Below are 16,021 nucleotides of genomic sequence, written 5' to 3' on the forward strand. Positions count from 1 at the left end.
GGTCAGGCTCCGGCAGCTACGGGTCCGGGTGGGTCTGGATGGGTCCGGGGCCGCGCATCGGCGGCCCCGGCTGTCTCGGGCGGGATCATTCGATCCCCGACAGTTCCTCGTTCATCAGCGCGACGGTCTCCTCGGCGCTGCGCACGCCGTCGATATATTCGCGCACCAGGCGGTTGATGACCTGGCTGTTGATCATGTTCGAGGCCAGCGCCAACTGCCCCTCGGCCACGCCCCAGCGCTGCGCCACGTCCAGGCCACCGACGATCTCGTCGATCATCTCGGCGGCGTAGAGGTCGCCCAGGGGCGCGCGGCGGTCGATGCCCACATCCAGCTGCGACCAGGCCTCGGTAAAGGCGGTCGCGTTTTCGCCGTCACCCTGGCGCACGGGGAACTTGCCCTCGGGCGCGATGGCCAGCGTCGCGGTGTAGCCGTCCGACATCGAGTACTCGATGAAGGCCTGCGCGGCCTCGGTATCGGCATCGGCCGTCACGCCGAAATAGCGGATGTCGGCCCAGGCGGCGCCATCGGGGTTCGACGGGCCGGCGAAGTTGGTCACGATGCCGGTCCGGCTGGCCAACTCGCTGCTGGTCGGATCGTCGGTGATGGTCGGCGGCGCGCTGTCGCGCAGGCCGGCCAGTTCGTCAAGGATGAAGGGCGACCAGATGATCATCGCCGCGCGCCCCGCGAAATACAGCTCGCGCGATTGCTGCCAGAACAGCTCGCCCTCCGGGCTGGCCTCGACGATGGCGCGGTAGAATTCCAGCACCTCGATCGTGGCGGCCTCGTCCAGCGGCGCAAAGCCGTTGTCATCCACCGGCGAGACACCATTGGCCAGGAACACATGTTCCAGCACCTGGCTCATGAAGTTCTCGTCCACCTTGGTCGCGGCGACGAAGCCGAACATCTCGGGCGGGTTGTGCAGCGCCTCGATGGCGGCCAGCACGTTTTCATAGCTGGTCGGCGGCTCCAGCCCGTTTTCCTCGAACAGGTCGGCGCGGTAGACGATCATCTGCGTCCAGCCATCGACCGGCACGCTGGCATAGCCCTCTTCCACGGCGGCCATCTCCATCGCGCCCGAGGCGAAGGTGTCCACGCCGAGGCTCTCGATCACCTCGGTCGCGGCCTCGGCATCGAGGATGCCGGCCTCGTACCAGGGCAGCGCGTATTGCAGCGTGTGATAGATCACGTCGGGCAGGTCACCGGCGGCAAAGGCGGCGGTGGCCCGCGTGCCCAGGTCGCTTTCGGTGACCGGGATCACCTCGACCTCGATGCCGGTCTCGGCGGTGAAGTCGGCGGCCATCGCCTCCTGCCGGGCCAGGCGCTCGGGCTGTTCCTCGGTCGTCCAGAAACGGATCGTGTCCGCCCCGGCCACCGTGGTCAGCGCCAGCACCGAGGCCGCTGCCAACAGGGCCGTGCGGCCCGCGGGTTTCATCATTGCCATGTCTTAACCTCCCATTGGTTGTCTTCAGGCAAAAGGGTGGGGTTTGAGGGCGCGCGTTTCCTGCGCGTCTTGTGGTGTCGGGTCGGGCCCTGTCGGGCCGGGTCGTGTCACATCGGGGCGCGCGTCGCTCCAGATCCGGTCCGATCCGCGCGGGATCAGGCGGGCGGGCACGATTTCGCGCAGCGCCTCGGGGGCGGTGCCCCGTATGCGCGCCAGCAGCATCTGCGCCAGACGCCGCCCCGCCGCGCGCGTATCGACGACATAGGTGGTCAGCGGCGGGTCCAGCGTGGCGGCCTCGGGGATACCGTCATACGAGATGACGGCCAGATCGCGCCCGATCTGCCGCCCGGCGCGCGGCGCGGCGCGATAAAGCCCCATCGCCGCCAGGTCGAGCGCACAGACGATCGCACTGGGCGCATCGGGCAGGTCCAGCAGGCGCAGCGCCGCCACCTCTGCCTCGGGGACGGTGAAGATTCCTTCCTGGATCAGGTCGGGGTCGTGCGGCAGACCGGCCGCCGTCAGACCGGCCAGGTAGCCATCGCGCCGCAAATGCGTGAAGTTGAAATCCGGGTGCCCGCCCAGAAAGCCGATCCGCCGATGCCCCCGCCGCGCCAGCCGCGCCACCGCACCGGCCATCGCATCCTCGCCGGAAATGTCGAACCAGGCGCAGCCCTCGGGCTCGCCTGTGCGCCCGTAAAGAACGAACGGCATCGCGCGCCGCCGCAACAAGGCGATGCGCGGGTCGTGCCGCTTGGTGCGCGGCAGGATGAAGCCATCCACCTTGTGCTCGTCCACCAAGCGGTCGAGCGTGGCCACCTCGTCCTCCTCGTCCAGCGCGGTGGCGACGGTCAGTGTCCAGTTCTCTTCCGAGGCGCCGCGGCTGATCCCGTCGAGGAAATCGGTGAGGAAGGGTTTATGCGCATCGGCCCGCCCCGCGTTCAGGACCAGCCCCAGCGACCGCGCCCGCCCGGTGCGGATCGCCTGTGCCTGCGCCAGCGGGCGGTAGCCCATGCGCTCGGCGGCGCGGGCAACCCGCAGGCGCGTCGCCTCGGCGATATCGGGATAGCCGTTCAGTGCCCGGCTGACCGTGCCCTTGGCCAGACCCAGTTCGGCCGCCAGATCGTTGATCGTGACCCGCGCGCGGCGGGTCGTGATTTCGCCCTTTGGCGTCATGCTGATCTCTCTCCCGACTCGCAGGCTTACCCCCGAAACCGGTTTCGGCAAGGCCTTTCTTTGCAGCCGCGCCCCGCCAGCCCCCGGGGGCACTGTCCCCCAGCCCATCTTTATCCCGAAAATATGCACCGCGCGGGACGCGCCAGCCGTGCAAGGGGCTCGATGCCCCTGGCGCGGCGTTCCCGGGCGACGCGTGACACGCGGCGCAACCCCTTAGGGTTCAGTCCTGCAGCCCGCCTGCGAAATCCAGAATGGCGGCCACCACCCGGTCGGTCATCGCCGGGCTCAGGATATCGCCCGCGATCACATGCGCGTACGGATCGACACAATCGCCCGGCAGGTCCTGCGGGGCGAGGGTCACCGCCCCGCCCCAGCGCGCGGCAACCGCACGGGTCGCCGCCGCATCCACCACCCTGTCCGCATCCGAGAACAGGAACAGCGCCGGCACCTGAACGGCCGAGACATCCCGGCGGCCCATCTCGCGCATCAAGGCCCCCATTGCCGCCAGCGTGGTCGAGGGGTAGCGCTCGGTCCAATAGGTCGCCTGGTCTTCGTTCAGCGGCTCGAACCCGCGCTCGGGGCCGATGGCAAGCGGCAACCAGAGCCGCGCGAGCGGCCACTCCAGCAAAAAGGCAGACGGGTCCGCCACGCCGAAATTCGGCGAGATGAATACCATGCCCGCCAGATCGACCGCCATGTCGGCCTCACTCGCGGCATAGGCGGCCAGTGTCGCGCCGGTCGAGGTGCCGATCACCAGCACCCGGTCGCCGACGGCGCGGGCGATATCCAGCATCAGGTCGGTATCGTCCAGCCAGTCGCCGGCCCGCACCTCGGCCATCGCCGCGGCGCCCCGGCCGTGCCCCGGCAGCCGCGCATAGACCAGGTTCGCCCCCAGCGCCGCGGCCACGCGGTCCGGCACAGGGCGGATTTCTTCCGAACTGGCCGAAAACCCATGCAGGTACAGCACCGACCAGCGCGTCACCGCGCCCTCCGCCCCGGCCCAGACGACACGCGCCTCGGTGCCGGGCACGATATCGTCGAACCCGGCCTCGCGCGCGGCCAGCAGGGCGGGATCGGCCTCCAGCGCATGCGGGGCGACGCTGGCACGCACGGCCCGATCGCGCGGGGCGAGAAACCAGATCGCCGCGACAAGGGTAATCGCGATCAGCAGGACCCGCCCCAGCCAGCGCCCGACGTTACGCACGCGTCAACACTTCTTCGACGGCGCGCGCGATGCTGGCCAGACAGGGCGCATCGGAAAACCGGTGATCGGCGCCCTTCACCAGTTCCAGGCGGATATCGTCGCCGTCGATATGCTCCAGCAGCCGCAGCGCGACGGACATGGGCACATCCGCATCCGCCGTGCCCTGCAGCATCCGCACCGGGATGGCCAGGGGCAGCGGATCGCGCAGCACCAGGTGATCGCGCCCGTCCTCGATCATGCGGCGCGTGATGATCATCTCCTCGCCATACTCGGAGGGCAGCGCGACCTGCCCGTCCTCCATGCAGGCGGTTTGCTGGTCTTCGCTCCACTCGGCCCACATGCCATCCTCGGTGAAATCCGGCGCGGCGGCGATGGTCACAAGGCCCGCGACGCGCTCGGGCATCCGCGCGGCCATCAGCAGGCTGATCCAGCCGCCCATGGAGGAGCCGACCAAGATCACCGGGCCGTCGGTAAGCGCCTCAATGGCGGCCTGCGCATCCTCGGCCCAGTCGCCGATGCAGCCCTCGGTGAAGTCCCCCGAGCTTTCGCCATGCCCCGAGTAGTCGAAGCGCAGAAAGGCCCGGCCCGTGCGACGCGCCCAGTCTTCGAGATGCATGGCCTTGGTGCCCGTCATGTCCGAGCGCAGCCCGCCAAGGAAGACGACCCAAGGCTCGCGCCCCGAGAAGCGGTGATAGGCCAGCCGCCGCCCCTGGGCGGTGTCGAGATAGGATGCAGACATGCGTACTCCCCTGAAAACCTTGCCGCCTTTGTGAAACAGGCCGGCAACAGGGGCAAGCGATCAGCCGCGATCGACCTCCTCCGCCTCTGGCAACCCGCGGGCGACCGCCGCCGCGGCTAGGCTCATCAGGCAAAAACCCGCCACCGCCCATTCCGCCCCCAGCAGGCTGGCCACCCCGCCGAACGCCCCCGAGATCAACAACAGCGTGCCGATCACCGTGTTGGCCACCGCCGAATAGCCGGCGCGCGCCTCTTCGGGGGCCATGTCGGTCAGGTAGGTGGACCGCCCCTGCCGCACGCCGTGATAGGCGATCATCAGCAGGAACAGCACGCCCGAGGCGACCCAGACCTGCGCGAAAAGATGCGCGAAAGAAAGGCCCACCGCCAGTGCCAGCGCCAGCGCGCCCAACAGCCCCGACCGCATCAGCACCTGCCGCGAGGACCGGTCGGCCAGCCGCCCCCAGACATAAGACGACGCGAACGATGCCAACGCCGAGGCCAGCACCAGCGCGCCCAGTTGCGACAGGGCCGAGCCGTCCTGGCCACCGGCCATCAGCACGAGGAAGGGCGGCGCCAGCGCAGTGGCGGTCAAAAGGCCCCGCGTCAGGATGAAACGCACCAGAACGCGATCCTCGCGCAGGTAGGACAGCGCGGCAAGCGGCCCTTCCCCGCCCGCCTCTGCCGTTTCCGCGGGTTGCTCACGCAAGGTGGAAAACAGCACGCTCGCCGCGACCCACAGCGCCGCCGTTGCCCCGATGGCGATCAAAATCACGGTCATCTCGGCCCCCGGCCCGACCAGCATGTAGGCCGCAAAGCCGATCACCCCGACCGAGGCGACCGACCCGGCCAGCCCCGTCACCGTGCCGCGCCGCGTCTGGCCCACGCTGCGGCCCAGGATGTCCTTGTAGCTGACCGAGCAAAAGGACCGCCCCACCGCCAGCACGGCCAGAAGCGCGCAGATCGCCGCGCCCGCCGCCCCAGCCTTGCAGCAGCAGCGCCGCCAGCACGATCCCCGCCGCCGCCAGCCCCTGTGTCAGGCTACCGGCCGCCCAGATCCATTTGCGCCGGCGCTGCGCCTGCACCCAACCGGCCGAGAAGAGCTGCGGCAACAGGGCGCCGGCCTCGCGGATCGGCACCAACAGGCCCACGAACAGCGCCGGCGCGCCCAGCGCGCCCACCAGCCAAGACAGAACAAGCTTGGGGTCGATGAACCCGTCCGCCAGCTTGGTCATCGACAGGCTGATGACATGACGCAGCGCGTTGCCCTTCTCGGCCTCGGCGGCCTTGTCGGACAGCGTTTGCGCACCGTCCTGATCGGTGTCGAACAGCGCCTCGAATGTCGCGTCTTGCAGGTCGCGGGCCGTCACGTGCCTCTCCCCGTTGACTTCGCCATGAGGGGGAGTCACATAGCGCGCATCACATAACCCGCAACCGGGCGTTCCGTGGGCGCCAAACCGACGAGGAGGCCAGGATGGCCCAGATCTCCCTCACCTTTCCCGATGGCAATTCGCGTGACTTCGACGCTGGCATCACGCCTGCCGAGGTCGCCGCCGGCATTTCCAACTCGCTCGCGAAAAAGGCGATTTCCGCCTCGGTGAACGGCGCGCATTGGGACCTGCAATGGCCCATCGAGGCCGACGCGCAGATCGCCATTCACACGATGAAGGACGACGCCCCCGCGCTGGAGTTGATCCGCCACGACCTCGCCCATGTCATGGCCCGCGCCGTGCAGGAGATCTGGCCCGACGTGAAGGTCACCATAGGCCCCGTGATCGAGAACGGCTGGTACTACGATTTCGATCGGCAAGAGCCCTTTACGCCCGAGGACCTCGGCCAGATCGAAGCGAAAATGAAGGAAATCATCAACCGCCGCGATCCGGTCACCACCGAGGTCTGGGACCGCGACCGCGCGGTGAAGTTCTACGAGGCCAACAACGAACCCTACAAGGTCGAACTGGTCGGCATGATCCCCGAAGGCCAGCCGATCCGCATGTATTGGCACGGCCATTGGCAGGACCTGTGCCGCGGCCCGCATCTGCAGCACACCGGGCAACTGCCCGCCGACGCCTTCAAGCTGATGAGCGTCGCGGGCGCCTATTGGCGTGGCGACAGCGACCGCGCCATGCTGCAACGCATCTACGGCGTCGCCTTCAAGAACCGCGACGATCTGAAAAAGCACCTGACCATGCTGGAGGAGGCCGCCAAACGCGACCACCGCAAGCTGGGCCGCGAGATGGACCTGTTCCACATGCAGGAGGAAGCGCCCGGCCAGATCTTCTGGCATCCGAATGGCTGGCGCATCTATACCGAGTTGCAGAACTACATGCGCCGCCGTCAGGAAGAGGGCGGATATGTCGAGGTGAACACCCCGCAGGTCGTCGACCGCCGCCTGTGGGAGGCCTCGGGCCACTGGGAGAAATACCAGGAGCACATGTTCATCGTCGAAGTGGACGAGGAACACGCGCGCGAGAAATCGGTCAACGCGCTCAAGCCGATGAACTGCCCCGGCCATGTCCAGATCTTCAATCAGGGCCTCAAATCCTACCGCGACCTGCCGCTGCGCATGGCCGAATTCGGCTCGTGCAACCGCTACGAGCCCTCGGGCGCGCTGCACGGCATCATGCGCGTGCGCGGTTTTACGCAGGATGACGCGCATATCTTCTGCCGCGAGGAACAGATCGAGGCGGAAACCAAGAAATTCATCGACCTTCTGGCCTCGGTCTATGCCGATCTGGGGTTCGAGAGCTTTACCGTGAAATTCTCGGACCGGCCCGAAAAGCGCGCCGGTTCGGACGAAGTCTGGGACAAGGCCGAAGGCGCGCTGAAGGCCGCGACCGAGGCCGCGGGCTATGATTTCGAGCTGAACCCGGGCGAAGGCGCTTTTTACGGGCCGAAACTGGAATTCGTGCTGACCGACGCCATCGGGCGCGATTGGCAATGCGGCACGTTGCAGGTGGATTTCGTCCTGCCCGACCGTCTGGACGCCGATTTCGTGGCCGAGGACGGGGCCAAGCATCGCCCCGTCATGCTGCACCGTGCGATCCTTGGATCGTTCGAGCGTTTCATCGGCATCCTGATCGAAAGCTTCGCGGGCAAGCTGCCCTTCTGGCTGGCGCCCCGTCAGGTGGTCGTCGCCTCGATCGTGTCCGAGGCGGACGACTACGTGCACGAGGTGGTCGCAGCCTTGCGCGCGCGCGGCATCCGGGCCGAGGCCGACATCCGCAACGAGAAGATCAACTACAAGGTCCGCGAACATTCGGTCGGCAAGGTTCCGGTCATCCTCGCCATCGGCCGCAAGGAGGTCGAGGACCGCACCGTCACCCTGCGCCGTCTGGGCGAAAAGCAGACCTCGGTCATGGTGCTGGACGAGGTTGTCGCCATGCTGGCGGCCGAGGCCGTGGCCCCCGACCTCGCGCGCAAGGGCTGAGGACTGGCACAGAAACAGACGGGGCGATGTGGCTGACGCTGCATCGCCCTTTTTTGTTGCGCGCACCCCTGCCATGTTGCGCGCACGGAAATTGGAGGGGGTGTCATGCGCTACTGGTCGTTCGAGGCGGGCTTCGGCTACGACAATCTGGTTCTGAGAGAGCGCGACACGCCCCACCCCCGGTCCGCGCGAGGTGCTGGTGGGGATGCGCGCGGCCTCGCTCAATTTCCGCGACCTCGTCGTGCTGCGCGGCCAGCACGGGCGCGCGGTGCAGCCGCCGCTGATCCCGCTCTCGGACGGGGTGGGGGTGGTGCGGGCGGTGGGCGCGGCGGTGACCGGGTTTGCCGTGGGCGACCGCGTCTCGCCCGCCTTCTTCCAGAACTGGGCGGGCGGCGGCCCGCCGCGTGACCTGGAAATCGGGCGGCTTGGCGGCCCGCTCGACGGCGTCCTGGCGACGGAGCGGGTATTTCCGGCCAGCGGTCTTGTGCATGTGCCGGGTCACCTGAGCGACGCCGAGGCCGCGACGCTACCCTGCGCCGGTCTGACGGCGTGGAGCGCGCTGTTCGGCGACGCGCCCATGCGGGTGGGCGAAACGCTGTTGATCCTAGGAACCGGGGGCGTCGCGCTGATGGCGCTGCAACTGGCCCGGGCGGCGGGGATACGGACCATCGTCACGACCTCGTCGCCGGAGAAGGCCGCGCGGGTCAGCGCCCTGGGCGCGGACCTCGTGATCGACCGCTCGGCGACCGAGGATTGGGCCAAGGCCGCCCGCGCGGCCAGCGATGGTGGGGTGGACCGGGTGCTGGAACTGGGCGGGGCGGCGACGCTGCCGCATTCGATCAAGGCCACGCGCGTCGGCGGCCAGATCATCCTGGTCGGCAACGTCACCGGCAACACGGCCGAATTGTTCCTGCCCGCGATCCTGACCCGTCAGATGACGCTGCGCTCGGTCACCGTCGGCTCGAAACAGGGGCTCATGGCACTGAACCGCGCGCTCGCCGCCCATGCCATCCACCCCGTCGTGGGGCGCGCGGTCGCCTTCGACGACGCCCCCGAAGCGTTCCGCGCGCTGGAGGCGCAAGCCACCTTCGCCAATATTTGCGTGCAGATCGGCGACTGACCGGGCCGGGCGGCGTCAGAAATGGGCCTTTTCCTCGTCGGGCTTGCCGGCGGCGATGGCCAGCAATCCGGCAAGCCCGCACATGGCGATGGAGAACATGGTGAACACGCCAAAACCAAAGGCATGCCAGATCCCCGCCGTGGCGATCAGCAACAACACCCCGCCCCAGAGCGCGCGCACCTTGGCCATGGCCGCGCCCGCGATGGCGAGGACGGGCGACAGGATCGACACCGTGCGGAACAGCGCCGGGTCCTCGACCTGACGGGCCAGATCCGGCACCTCGCCGAACCAGTCAATGAACTCGATATAGCCATAGACGAAGAACCCGACGATCATCGCCCAGATCCCACCGATCAGCCCGAGCACAAGGGCGGCGTTGCGCATGGTCACACTCCTGTCATGTCGATGCGTTCCTAGCAGATAGAGGGCCGCCCTGTCCCGCCCAAGGGGTGCGCGGCTCAACCACACGGTGAAACAATTGCGGGCTTTCCCCCCTGCCGGGCGGAAACAATCTGGTTGACGCCGCCAAGCTTCCAGCGCGGGAATCCCCTCCAGGCATCTGAAAATCATCGTTTTTCAAATCGCCCACGATCTTCACGCCCCGCTCGCCCCGCGTCACGCGCCCGTGCTGCACACCCCTGTGACTGGCCTGTGATGGGCTGCCCCGCCCAGTCTTTTCCCAGCGGTCGACACTCCGACCGTGCTGTCACGAACCATTCGGGAACCATGAGGACACCCATGACCAACGTCACCAAATCCATCGCCCTGCTGGGCGCAGCCACCGCCGCCGTTAGCGCCTATGCCACGACCGAGGCGACCGCGCAGGCCAACGAAAAATGCTTTGGCGTCAGCCTCGCCGGCGAGAACAGCTGCGCCGCCGGGCCGGGCACGACCTGTGCCGGGTCTTCGACCGTCGATTACCAGGGCAATGCCTGGACGCTGGTGCCCGCCGGCACCTGCAACGACATGGACCTGCCCGACGGCCGCATGGGCGTCACCGAGGCGCAGTTGCAGGAATGGGGCCAGGAATCGATGCAGGCCGATTACGAGGGCATCAACCGCGACCTGCCCGACGGGCTGAGCGAGGATGTGATCGCCACCTACATCTCGCCCGACGACGTCAACAGCATGCTGTCGATGTAACCCGCCCGACCAAGGCGGAGGGGGCGCGCCCATGCGTGCGGCGTGCCCCGCTCCGCCCCCCAAACGCCCCCCGAAACGCCACACGACCGCCGAGGCCGCCCATGCTCGACACCGCCCCCAGCCAGTCCCTGCCTGCCACTGTCGGTGTCGGCTACAAGCCGCAGCATTTCACCGCGCTGACGGAAAACCCCGGCCCGGTCGGTTGGGTCGAGATCCATGCCGAGAACTACCTCGGGGCCGGTGGCCGACCGATGGCGCAACTGCGTGCCCTCTCCGAACAGTTTCCCGTGTCTGTCCACGGTGTGGGCCTGTCGATCGGGGGGGACCGTCCGCTGGACCGCGCCCACCTTGCCCGGCTGCGCCGCCTTTGTGACTGGCTACACCCGGCCAGCTTTTCCGAACACCTGGCCTGGTCGACCCATGACACGGGCTTCCTGAACGACCTGCTGCCCCTGCCCTATACCGAGGCGACGCTGGCCCGCGTCTGCGCCCATATCGACCAAGTGCAAGAGGCATTGGGCCGCCGCATCCTTCTGGAAAACCCCTCGACCTACCTCGCCTTTGCCGAGACCGACATGGACGAGGTGACCTTCCTGTCGCAGATCGCGCGGCGCACCGGCTGCGGATTGCTGCTGGATGTCAACAACGTCTTCGTTTCGGCCACCAACCAGAACTGGGACGCCCGCGCCTATATCGACGCCTTTCCGTTGGACGCGGTCGGCGAAATCCATCTCGGCGGCCATGACGAGGATGAGGATGACCACGGCGCGCGGCTGTTGATCGACAGCCACGGGCGCAACGTGGTCGATCCGGTCTGGACGCTTTACGCCCACACGCTGTCGCGCGGCGGCCCGCGCCCCACGCTGATCGAATGGGACACCGATGTGCCCGACTGGCCAACGCTGCGGGCCGAGGCCGCGCGCGCCGATGCCATCCTGTCGCCGGTGGAGGCGGGCGCATGACCCAAGACGCCTTCGCCACCGCCCTGCTGGACGCGGACGCCCCCATTCCCCCCGGCCTGACCGACCCGATGGGCCGCCCCGCGCCGAAACGGTTCGCCGTTTACCGCAACAATGTCGCCGCCTCGCTGATCGCGGCGCTGGGCGATGGCTTTCCGGTCATCAAACGCCTGGTCGGGGCCGAATTCTTCGACGCCATGGCCGGTGTCTTTTTCCGCGCCTGCCCGCCCGAGGACCCGCGCCTGCCGCTTTGGGGCGGGACGTTTCCCGGCTTCCTGTCAGGGTTTCCACCCGTCGCCCACCTGCCCTACCTGCCCGATATGGCGCGGCTGGAGCTTGGCCTGCGCCAAAGCTACCACGCCGCCGACGCGCACCCGCTGGACGTCTCGCACCACGATGCTGGCAGCGTCCTGTCCCTGCGGCCCCGTCTTGCGCCGGCCACGCTGGTGATGTCCTCGCGCCACCCGATCCTGTCGATCTGGCGCTTTACCACCAGCGGCGGGCCCAAACCCGCCCCCCGCCCCCGACGGACATCCTGATCGCCCGCGCGCAGTTCGACCCGGCCCCCCACTGCCCTGCCCGAGGGCGGTTTGACGCTGGCCCGTCACCTCAAGGGCCATCTGACCCTGGCCGAGGCGCTGACCGCCACCCAGGCCGCCCATCCCGGCGCGGACATGGCGGCCCTTCTCACCCTGTTCCTCACCTCGGGCGCACTGACGCTCGACACCGCGACGCCGGAGGTTTGAGCCATGCGCGCCCTGATCCATCTGCACAATCGCCTTTTTGCCGCGCTGGAAACGGCGCTTGCCCCGTGGCTGATCCCCACCGCTGCGCGGCTGATCTTTGCCGGCACGCTGTTGGTCTACTATTGGAATTCCGGGGTGACCAAACTGTCGGGCGGGCCGTTTTCGCTCGAGCTTGGGGCCTATATCCAGATCCTTCCGCGCCAGTTCGAGGCGGCGGGCTATGACCCCTCGGCCCTTGGGCCGCTGGCTGCGCCCGTCGTGCTGCTGGGCACCTGGGCCGAGTTCCTCCTGCCCGCGCTGATCGTGCTGGGCCTGTTCACGCGCCTCTCGGCGCTGGGGATGATCGGCTTTGTCGCGGTGCAGACCTGGGTGGATATCGTCGGCCACGGCGTGGGCGGCGCGGATCTGGGCGCGTGGTTCGACGCCGACGCCTCGGGCCTCATCGCCGATCAGCGCGCCTTTTGGGTGTTCCTGCTGGGTATCATCGTCCTGCGCGGGGCCGGGCCGGTCTCGGTCGACGCGATGCTGGGCCGTCAGGTCAGCGCCGCCCTCACGCCCGCATCCCAGCCCAGGTAAAGCGGGCCGCCCGCGTCGATCACCGGACGCTTCATGACGGAAGGATGCGCCGCGACCAGATCGGCCTCGGGCAGGGCGCGCTCCACCTCGGACAGGCCGCGCCACGTGGTCGAGCGGCGATTGACGATCTTTTCGCCAAAGGTTGCCACGAACGCCTCGATCTGGTCCGGGGTCAGCGGCGCGGCCCGCACATCGACCAGCCGCACGTCATGCCCCGCGCCCTGCAGCGCCTTCACTGCCTTGCGGCAGGTATCGCAGGTTTTCAGCCCGTAAACGATCATCCGCGCCCCCTTTTCCGGCATCCGCGTCCCTTGCTTGCGCAAATTAACGCCAATCTCGGCGGGCGCCAGCACTTCCCCCTTGTCTTGGCCTCGCGCTGCGCCATCATTTTTGTTGTGACGACAGGTTTCCCGCTGAACCGCCCCTCTCAAGAAGGCAGCAAATCGGTCACGGAGACGGCTGCTGCACCATCCCGCCGCATGACGCGGGCGGGCCAAAACGTGAGACTTGAGAAGGAAAGACCGATGCCCACCGGCACCGTGAAATGGTTCAACACCACCAAAGGCTATGGCTTCATCGCGCCCGACGATGGCGGCAAGGACGTGTTCGTGCACATCTCGGCCGTGGAGCGCGCCGGCATGACCGGCCTGGCCGACGACACCAAGATCCAGTACGAGCTGCGCGAAGGCCGCGATGGCCGGTCCTCGGCCGTGGATCTGGTCAAGCTCTGATCGCGCCGGGGCCAGACGCCCCGCACCCGCCCCGATCGGGCCTGACCGTCATGGGCAGACCCGCATTGCGGTGTGGTCTGTCGCGCCCTGACGGGTGTGTCGGACCGGACACACCACACGATGCTCGTGCACGAGGGCGATTCCCTTTGCGTCCGAAGCGGCCGATGGTTCTGTGAAAGATAAAAATCTTGAGGCAGAGCAATGCGGACCGCCATCATGGCGTGCATGCGCGACGAGTGCATGTTCGTCACCGAGTGGGTGGCCTATCACAGGGTCATCGGCTTTGACGACGTCTATGTCGTCACCAATCATTGCAGCGACGGCACGGACGAGTTGTGTGACCGGCTCGCGCGGCAGGGCATCCTGACCCATATCCGAAACGACGACCATGGCGACAGCCCGCCACAGGTGGCCGCCCTCGAAAAGGTGCTGGCCCGGGCCGAGATGGACGACCTCCGCTGGCTTTTGCACATCGACGCCGACGAATTCCTGAACATCTATGACGGCCGGGGCCTTTTGTCGGACTGGCTGCCGCGGGTCGACCATGCCGATGCCGTCGCGCTGATCTGGCGGCTCTTTGGCGACAGCGGCCGCGATCACTGGCCCGAGGGCGGTCTCCAGACCCAGATCCTGACGCAGGCCGCCGAACGCGCCCGCCCGTTCACCGCCATGCAGAAGACCATGTTCCGGCCCGGGCTATTTGCCAGCGGCAATGCGCATATGCCCAAGAAACCGGCCCATGCCGAGGTCACGCTGGCCAATGCTGTCGGCCGCGGCCTGCATCCGGGGGCGATGTACCATCCCACCGAAAGCGACCATCGCAACGCCGGTGACGGCACGGTGAACCGCAAGCGTCACCTGCCGATGGAAGGCGCGGTGATCAACCACTACGCCGTGCGCACGCAAGACCTTTTTGCCCTCAAGGCCCGGCGCGGCGGCGGTATGCAGACCCGGTTCAAGTCGCGCTACACTGTCGGCGCCCGCTGGTATCGCGCCGCCAACGTCAACGATATCGAGGAAACGCTGATCCAGCGTCACCTGCCCGCCCTGCGCCTCGAAATGCAGCGCCTGCGCGCCATGGACCGCGACATCGCCGAGATCGAGGCCGCCGCTTATGCCCGCTTCGAACAGGCCCGCGCGCAGATGCAGGCCGCAGACGCCGCCGAGACCATGCCCAAAACCGGCGCCGCGTAGGGCGGGATTCATCCCGCCACCGCGCGGACACAGGGCGTACACAGCCTGTACATACGCGGGGACTACGTCAGTCGCCCGCAATGATGACTTCGGGATGCTCGCGTTTGGCCCAACTCCTCCACGCCAGATGGAAGGGTGACTCGGTGACCTGGTTTGGATTGGACTTGAGGCTGTCGTCCTGAAAGATCGCGGTGCTGTAGACAGCAAGTTCCGTGGCCGCGACAGGTTGCAGTTTGCGTGTGGCCGCACCGCCCATGTTTTCGGGCTGAAAGTCGGTTTTTTCGGAGAACAGGGTTTCGTCAAGAAACGCCCCGCGCAGATCGACCTGTTTCAGGGTCGCGCCCTCCAAGTGCGCGCGGCCGAGGTCCGTCGACCTGAGGTCGACCTTGCCGACCCTTGCGCCCTGCAAGTTGGCCCCGCGCAGCATCGCGCCCTGCATGGCAATCATGAGCATCTGCGCCTGCACAAGTTGCGCGCCCATCATCCGCGCCCACTGGAAGTTGGCCCAGTCGAGGACCGCGTCATTCAGAAATGCCGAGTCGAGGTTCGCGCCAAGGAAATTTGCTCCGGACAGGTCGGTGGCGTTCAAGAAGGTTTTGTACAGGTTGCTGCCTTGCAGTTTCGCATTCGTGAGCAGCGCCCCTTGCAGGTTCAGTTCCGACAGGTCCAGCCCCTGCAAATTGCAGCCACGAAGAACAATGTTTGCCGGATTGAACTCGGAACGCGCCCGGTCGTTTCTTGGATTGATCCGGCCAAGGCTCTGGACGGCGCGCTCCAGGTCCGATCGTTTCAAACCGGCAAGCGACCCGGACCAAGCACGTTGGCCCTTGGGCGTAATCTGATCGGGAAGAATTCCGTAGTCTTTTGAAATGTCACTCGGCTGCAAAGCGGGCGAGTGATCCGCCCCTTTTGTTAGGCGCGCCCAGATATCGGCGGGGTTTTCCCGAGCCGGATGCTCGCGGCTGAGCTCTTGGACATAGACCGACAAAAGCTTGGCAATCCGCTGGGCCGGTGCGAAATCGCCGCGCTCGATCGCCTCGATCGCCAAACCTTCCAGCCGGTCAATGGCGGTTGCCCGGGTGACGAGATCGTCTTGCCATTCTGACAAAACTCTGTGGGTGCCGCTTTCCTCGACGAGACGTGTCACCTCCTGCCGTGCTGAAAGGCCGGTGGCCGCCGCGTTGATCTTGTCATTGAACAGAGCCTCGAATTGCAAATCGGCCTGACGTGCAGCGACCCATGTGCGCCAGACGAGAAAGGGCGCCCCGAAAAACGCGACCAGCACAAGGCCGGTATTGCGGATCGCCTCGCCGGTGGCGTCCTCGGCATAGGGACCGAGGCGAAGGGCCGCTTGGAAGAAATCCCAAATGGTCGCGCCGAGCAGGAACAGAAGAAAGAGACCTATCAGCAGCAGGAGGATGCCGAGGGTTGCGCCCAAGGGGCGTGCCTTGGTGAAATCTTGTTGAACCCTCAGGCCGAGCCAATCGATGAGCGACGGCTGTCTATCGTTTCGGCTCATTCAATGCGGTCCTCGTCAAATAGGCTTACGTACAGCAAACCACGTTCTGC

Annotated in this window: 17 protein-coding genes and 1 pseudogene; 9 read left to right on the top strand and 9 right to left on the bottom strand. The window is 67.2% G+C overall.

Features of this window, described 5'->3' with window-relative positions; translation table 11 throughout:
• Positions 1–85: 85 nt before the first annotated feature.
• From ROSELON_RS01085 to ROSELON_RS18985, 6 genes are all read right to left on the bottom strand, one after another.
• Positions 86–1,441: an ABC transporter substrate-binding protein gene (locus tag ROSELON_RS01085; RefSeq protein ID WP_407059668.1), complete on the bottom strand. Its 1,356-nt coding sequence runs from the start codon at positions 1,439–1,441 to the stop codon at positions 86–88.
• Positions 1,442–1,465: 24 nt separating this feature from the next.
• Positions 1,466–2,614 carry a LacI family DNA-binding transcriptional regulator gene (locus ROSELON_RS01090; RefSeq protein ID WP_025310616.1) on the bottom strand — a complete coding sequence of 383 codons (1,149 nt, stop codon included), beginning with the start codon at positions 2,612–2,614 and terminating at the stop codon, positions 1,466–1,468.
• A gap of 220 nt (positions 2,615–2,834) precedes the next feature.
• On the bottom strand, positions 2,835–3,818 hold the full coding sequence (locus ROSELON_RS01095) for an alpha/beta hydrolase (protein ID WP_025310617.1): 984 nt from the start codon (positions 3,816–3,818) through the stop codon (positions 2,835–2,837).
• A complete protein-coding gene (locus tag ROSELON_RS01100; protein ID WP_025310618.1) occupies positions 3,811–4,557 on the bottom strand; it encodes an alpha/beta fold hydrolase in 747 nt (248 codons plus the stop codon). The genes ROSELON_RS01095 and ROSELON_RS01100 overlap by 8 nt, the downstream gene beginning before the upstream one ends.
• 60 nt (positions 4,558–4,617) lie before the next feature.
• A complete protein-coding gene (locus ROSELON_RS18980) occupies positions 4,618–5,334 on the bottom strand; it encodes an MFS transporter (protein WP_342665311.1) in 717 nt (238 codons plus the stop codon).
• On the bottom strand, positions 5,255–5,923 hold the full coding sequence (locus tag ROSELON_RS18985; protein ID WP_342665312.1) for a hypothetical protein: 669 nt from the start codon (positions 5,921–5,923) through the stop codon (positions 5,255–5,257). The genes ROSELON_RS18980 and ROSELON_RS18985 overlap by 80 nt, the downstream gene beginning before the upstream one ends.
• A gap of 104 nt (positions 5,924–6,027) precedes the next feature.
• On the opposite strand from ROSELON_RS18985, the gene thrS reads away from it, so the two are divergent.
• Together thrS and ROSELON_RS01115 are read left to right on the top strand one after the other, a co-directional pair.
• Entirely contained in the window at positions 6,028–7,983 is a 1,956-nt protein-coding gene (thrS, locus tag ROSELON_RS01110) for a threonine--tRNA ligase (RefSeq protein WP_025310619.1), read from the top strand.
• 193 nt (positions 7,984–8,176) lie between these two features.
• Entirely contained in the window at positions 8,177–9,103 is a 927-nt protein-coding gene (locus ROSELON_RS01115) for a zinc-dependent alcohol dehydrogenase family protein (RefSeq protein ID WP_342665313.1), read from the top strand.
• A gap of 15 nt (positions 9,104–9,118) precedes the next feature.
• Here the strand turns inward: ROSELON_RS01115 and ROSELON_RS01120 are convergent, their stop codons facing one another.
• Positions 9,119–9,487 carry a hypothetical protein gene (locus ROSELON_RS01120; RefSeq protein ID WP_025310620.1) on the bottom strand — a complete coding sequence of 123 codons (369 nt, stop codon included), beginning with the start codon at positions 9,485–9,487 and terminating at the stop codon, positions 9,119–9,121.
• 354 nt (positions 9,488–9,841) lie between these two features.
• Here ROSELON_RS01120 and ROSELON_RS18565 point away from each other — a divergent pair.
• From ROSELON_RS18565 to ROSELON_RS01140, 5 genes and pseudogenes are all read left to right on the top strand, one after another.
• Positions 9,842–10,081 (top strand): annotated as a pseudogene (locus ROSELON_RS18565) (BufA1 family periplasmic bufferin-type metallophore); the annotation flags it as partial.
• Positions 10,082–10,347: 266 nt separating this feature from the next.
• Positions 10,348–11,208 carry an MNIO family bufferin maturase gene (gene bufB / locus ROSELON_RS01130; RefSeq protein WP_025310622.1) on the top strand — a complete coding sequence of 287 codons (861 nt, stop codon included), beginning with the start codon at positions 10,348–10,350 and terminating at the stop codon, positions 11,206–11,208.
• A complete protein-coding gene (locus tag ROSELON_RS01135) occupies positions 11,205–11,744 on the top strand; it encodes an HvfC/BufC N-terminal domain-containing protein (RefSeq protein WP_051508331.1) in 540 nt (179 codons plus the stop codon). Before bufB ends, ROSELON_RS01135 begins: the two co-directional genes overlap by 4 nt.
• 51 nt (positions 11,745–11,795) lie before the next feature.
• Positions 11,796–11,951, top strand: coding sequence for a hypothetical protein (locus ROSELON_RS18000; protein WP_156945670.1), 156 nt, complete (start codon positions 11,796–11,798; stop codon positions 11,949–11,951).
• 3 nt (positions 11,952–11,954) lie between these two features.
• Positions 11,955–12,527, top strand: a complete 573-nt coding sequence (locus tag ROSELON_RS01140) for a DoxX family protein (RefSeq protein WP_025310623.1) — start codon at positions 11,955–11,957, stop codon at positions 12,525–12,527.
• Here ROSELON_RS01140 and ROSELON_RS01145 read toward each other — a convergent pair.
• The gene (locus ROSELON_RS01145) at positions 12,485–12,808 is read right to left on the bottom strand and encodes an arsenate reductase family protein (protein ID WP_025310624.1); all 324 of its coding nucleotides are present in this window, start codon (positions 12,806–12,808) and stop codon (positions 12,485–12,487) included. The two genes, ROSELON_RS01140 and ROSELON_RS01145, sit on opposite strands and share 43 nt — an antisense overlap.
• Before the next feature lie 243 nt (positions 12,809–13,051).
• On the opposite strand from ROSELON_RS01145, the gene ROSELON_RS01150 reads away from it, so the two are divergent.
• Both ROSELON_RS01150 and ROSELON_RS01155 read left to right on the top strand, forming a co-directional pair.
• Positions 13,052–13,258: a cold-shock protein gene (locus ROSELON_RS01150; RefSeq protein ID WP_025310625.1), complete on the top strand. Its 207-nt coding sequence runs from the start codon at positions 13,052–13,054 to the stop codon at positions 13,256–13,258.
• 225 nt (positions 13,259–13,483) lie between these two features.
• Complete coding sequence (locus tag ROSELON_RS01155; RefSeq protein WP_198020781.1) at positions 13,484–14,452, top strand: glycosyltransferase family 2 protein; 969 nt, start codon at positions 13,484–13,486, stop codon at positions 14,450–14,452.
• 67 nt (positions 14,453–14,519) lie between these two features.
• On the opposite strand, the gene ROSELON_RS17200 is transcribed toward ROSELON_RS01155, so the two are convergent.
• The gene (locus tag ROSELON_RS17200) at positions 14,520–15,971 is read right to left on the bottom strand and encodes a pentapeptide repeat-containing protein (RefSeq protein WP_025310627.1); all 1,452 of its coding nucleotides are present in this window, start codon (positions 15,969–15,971) and stop codon (positions 14,520–14,522) included.
• Between the last annotated feature and the right edge of the window lie 50 nt (positions 15,972–16,021).

The organism is Roseibacterium elongatum DSM 19469 (genome assembly GCF_000590925.1).
GTDB lineage: Bacteria > Pseudomonadota > Alphaproteobacteria > Rhodobacterales > Rhodobacteraceae > Roseibacterium > Roseibacterium elongatum.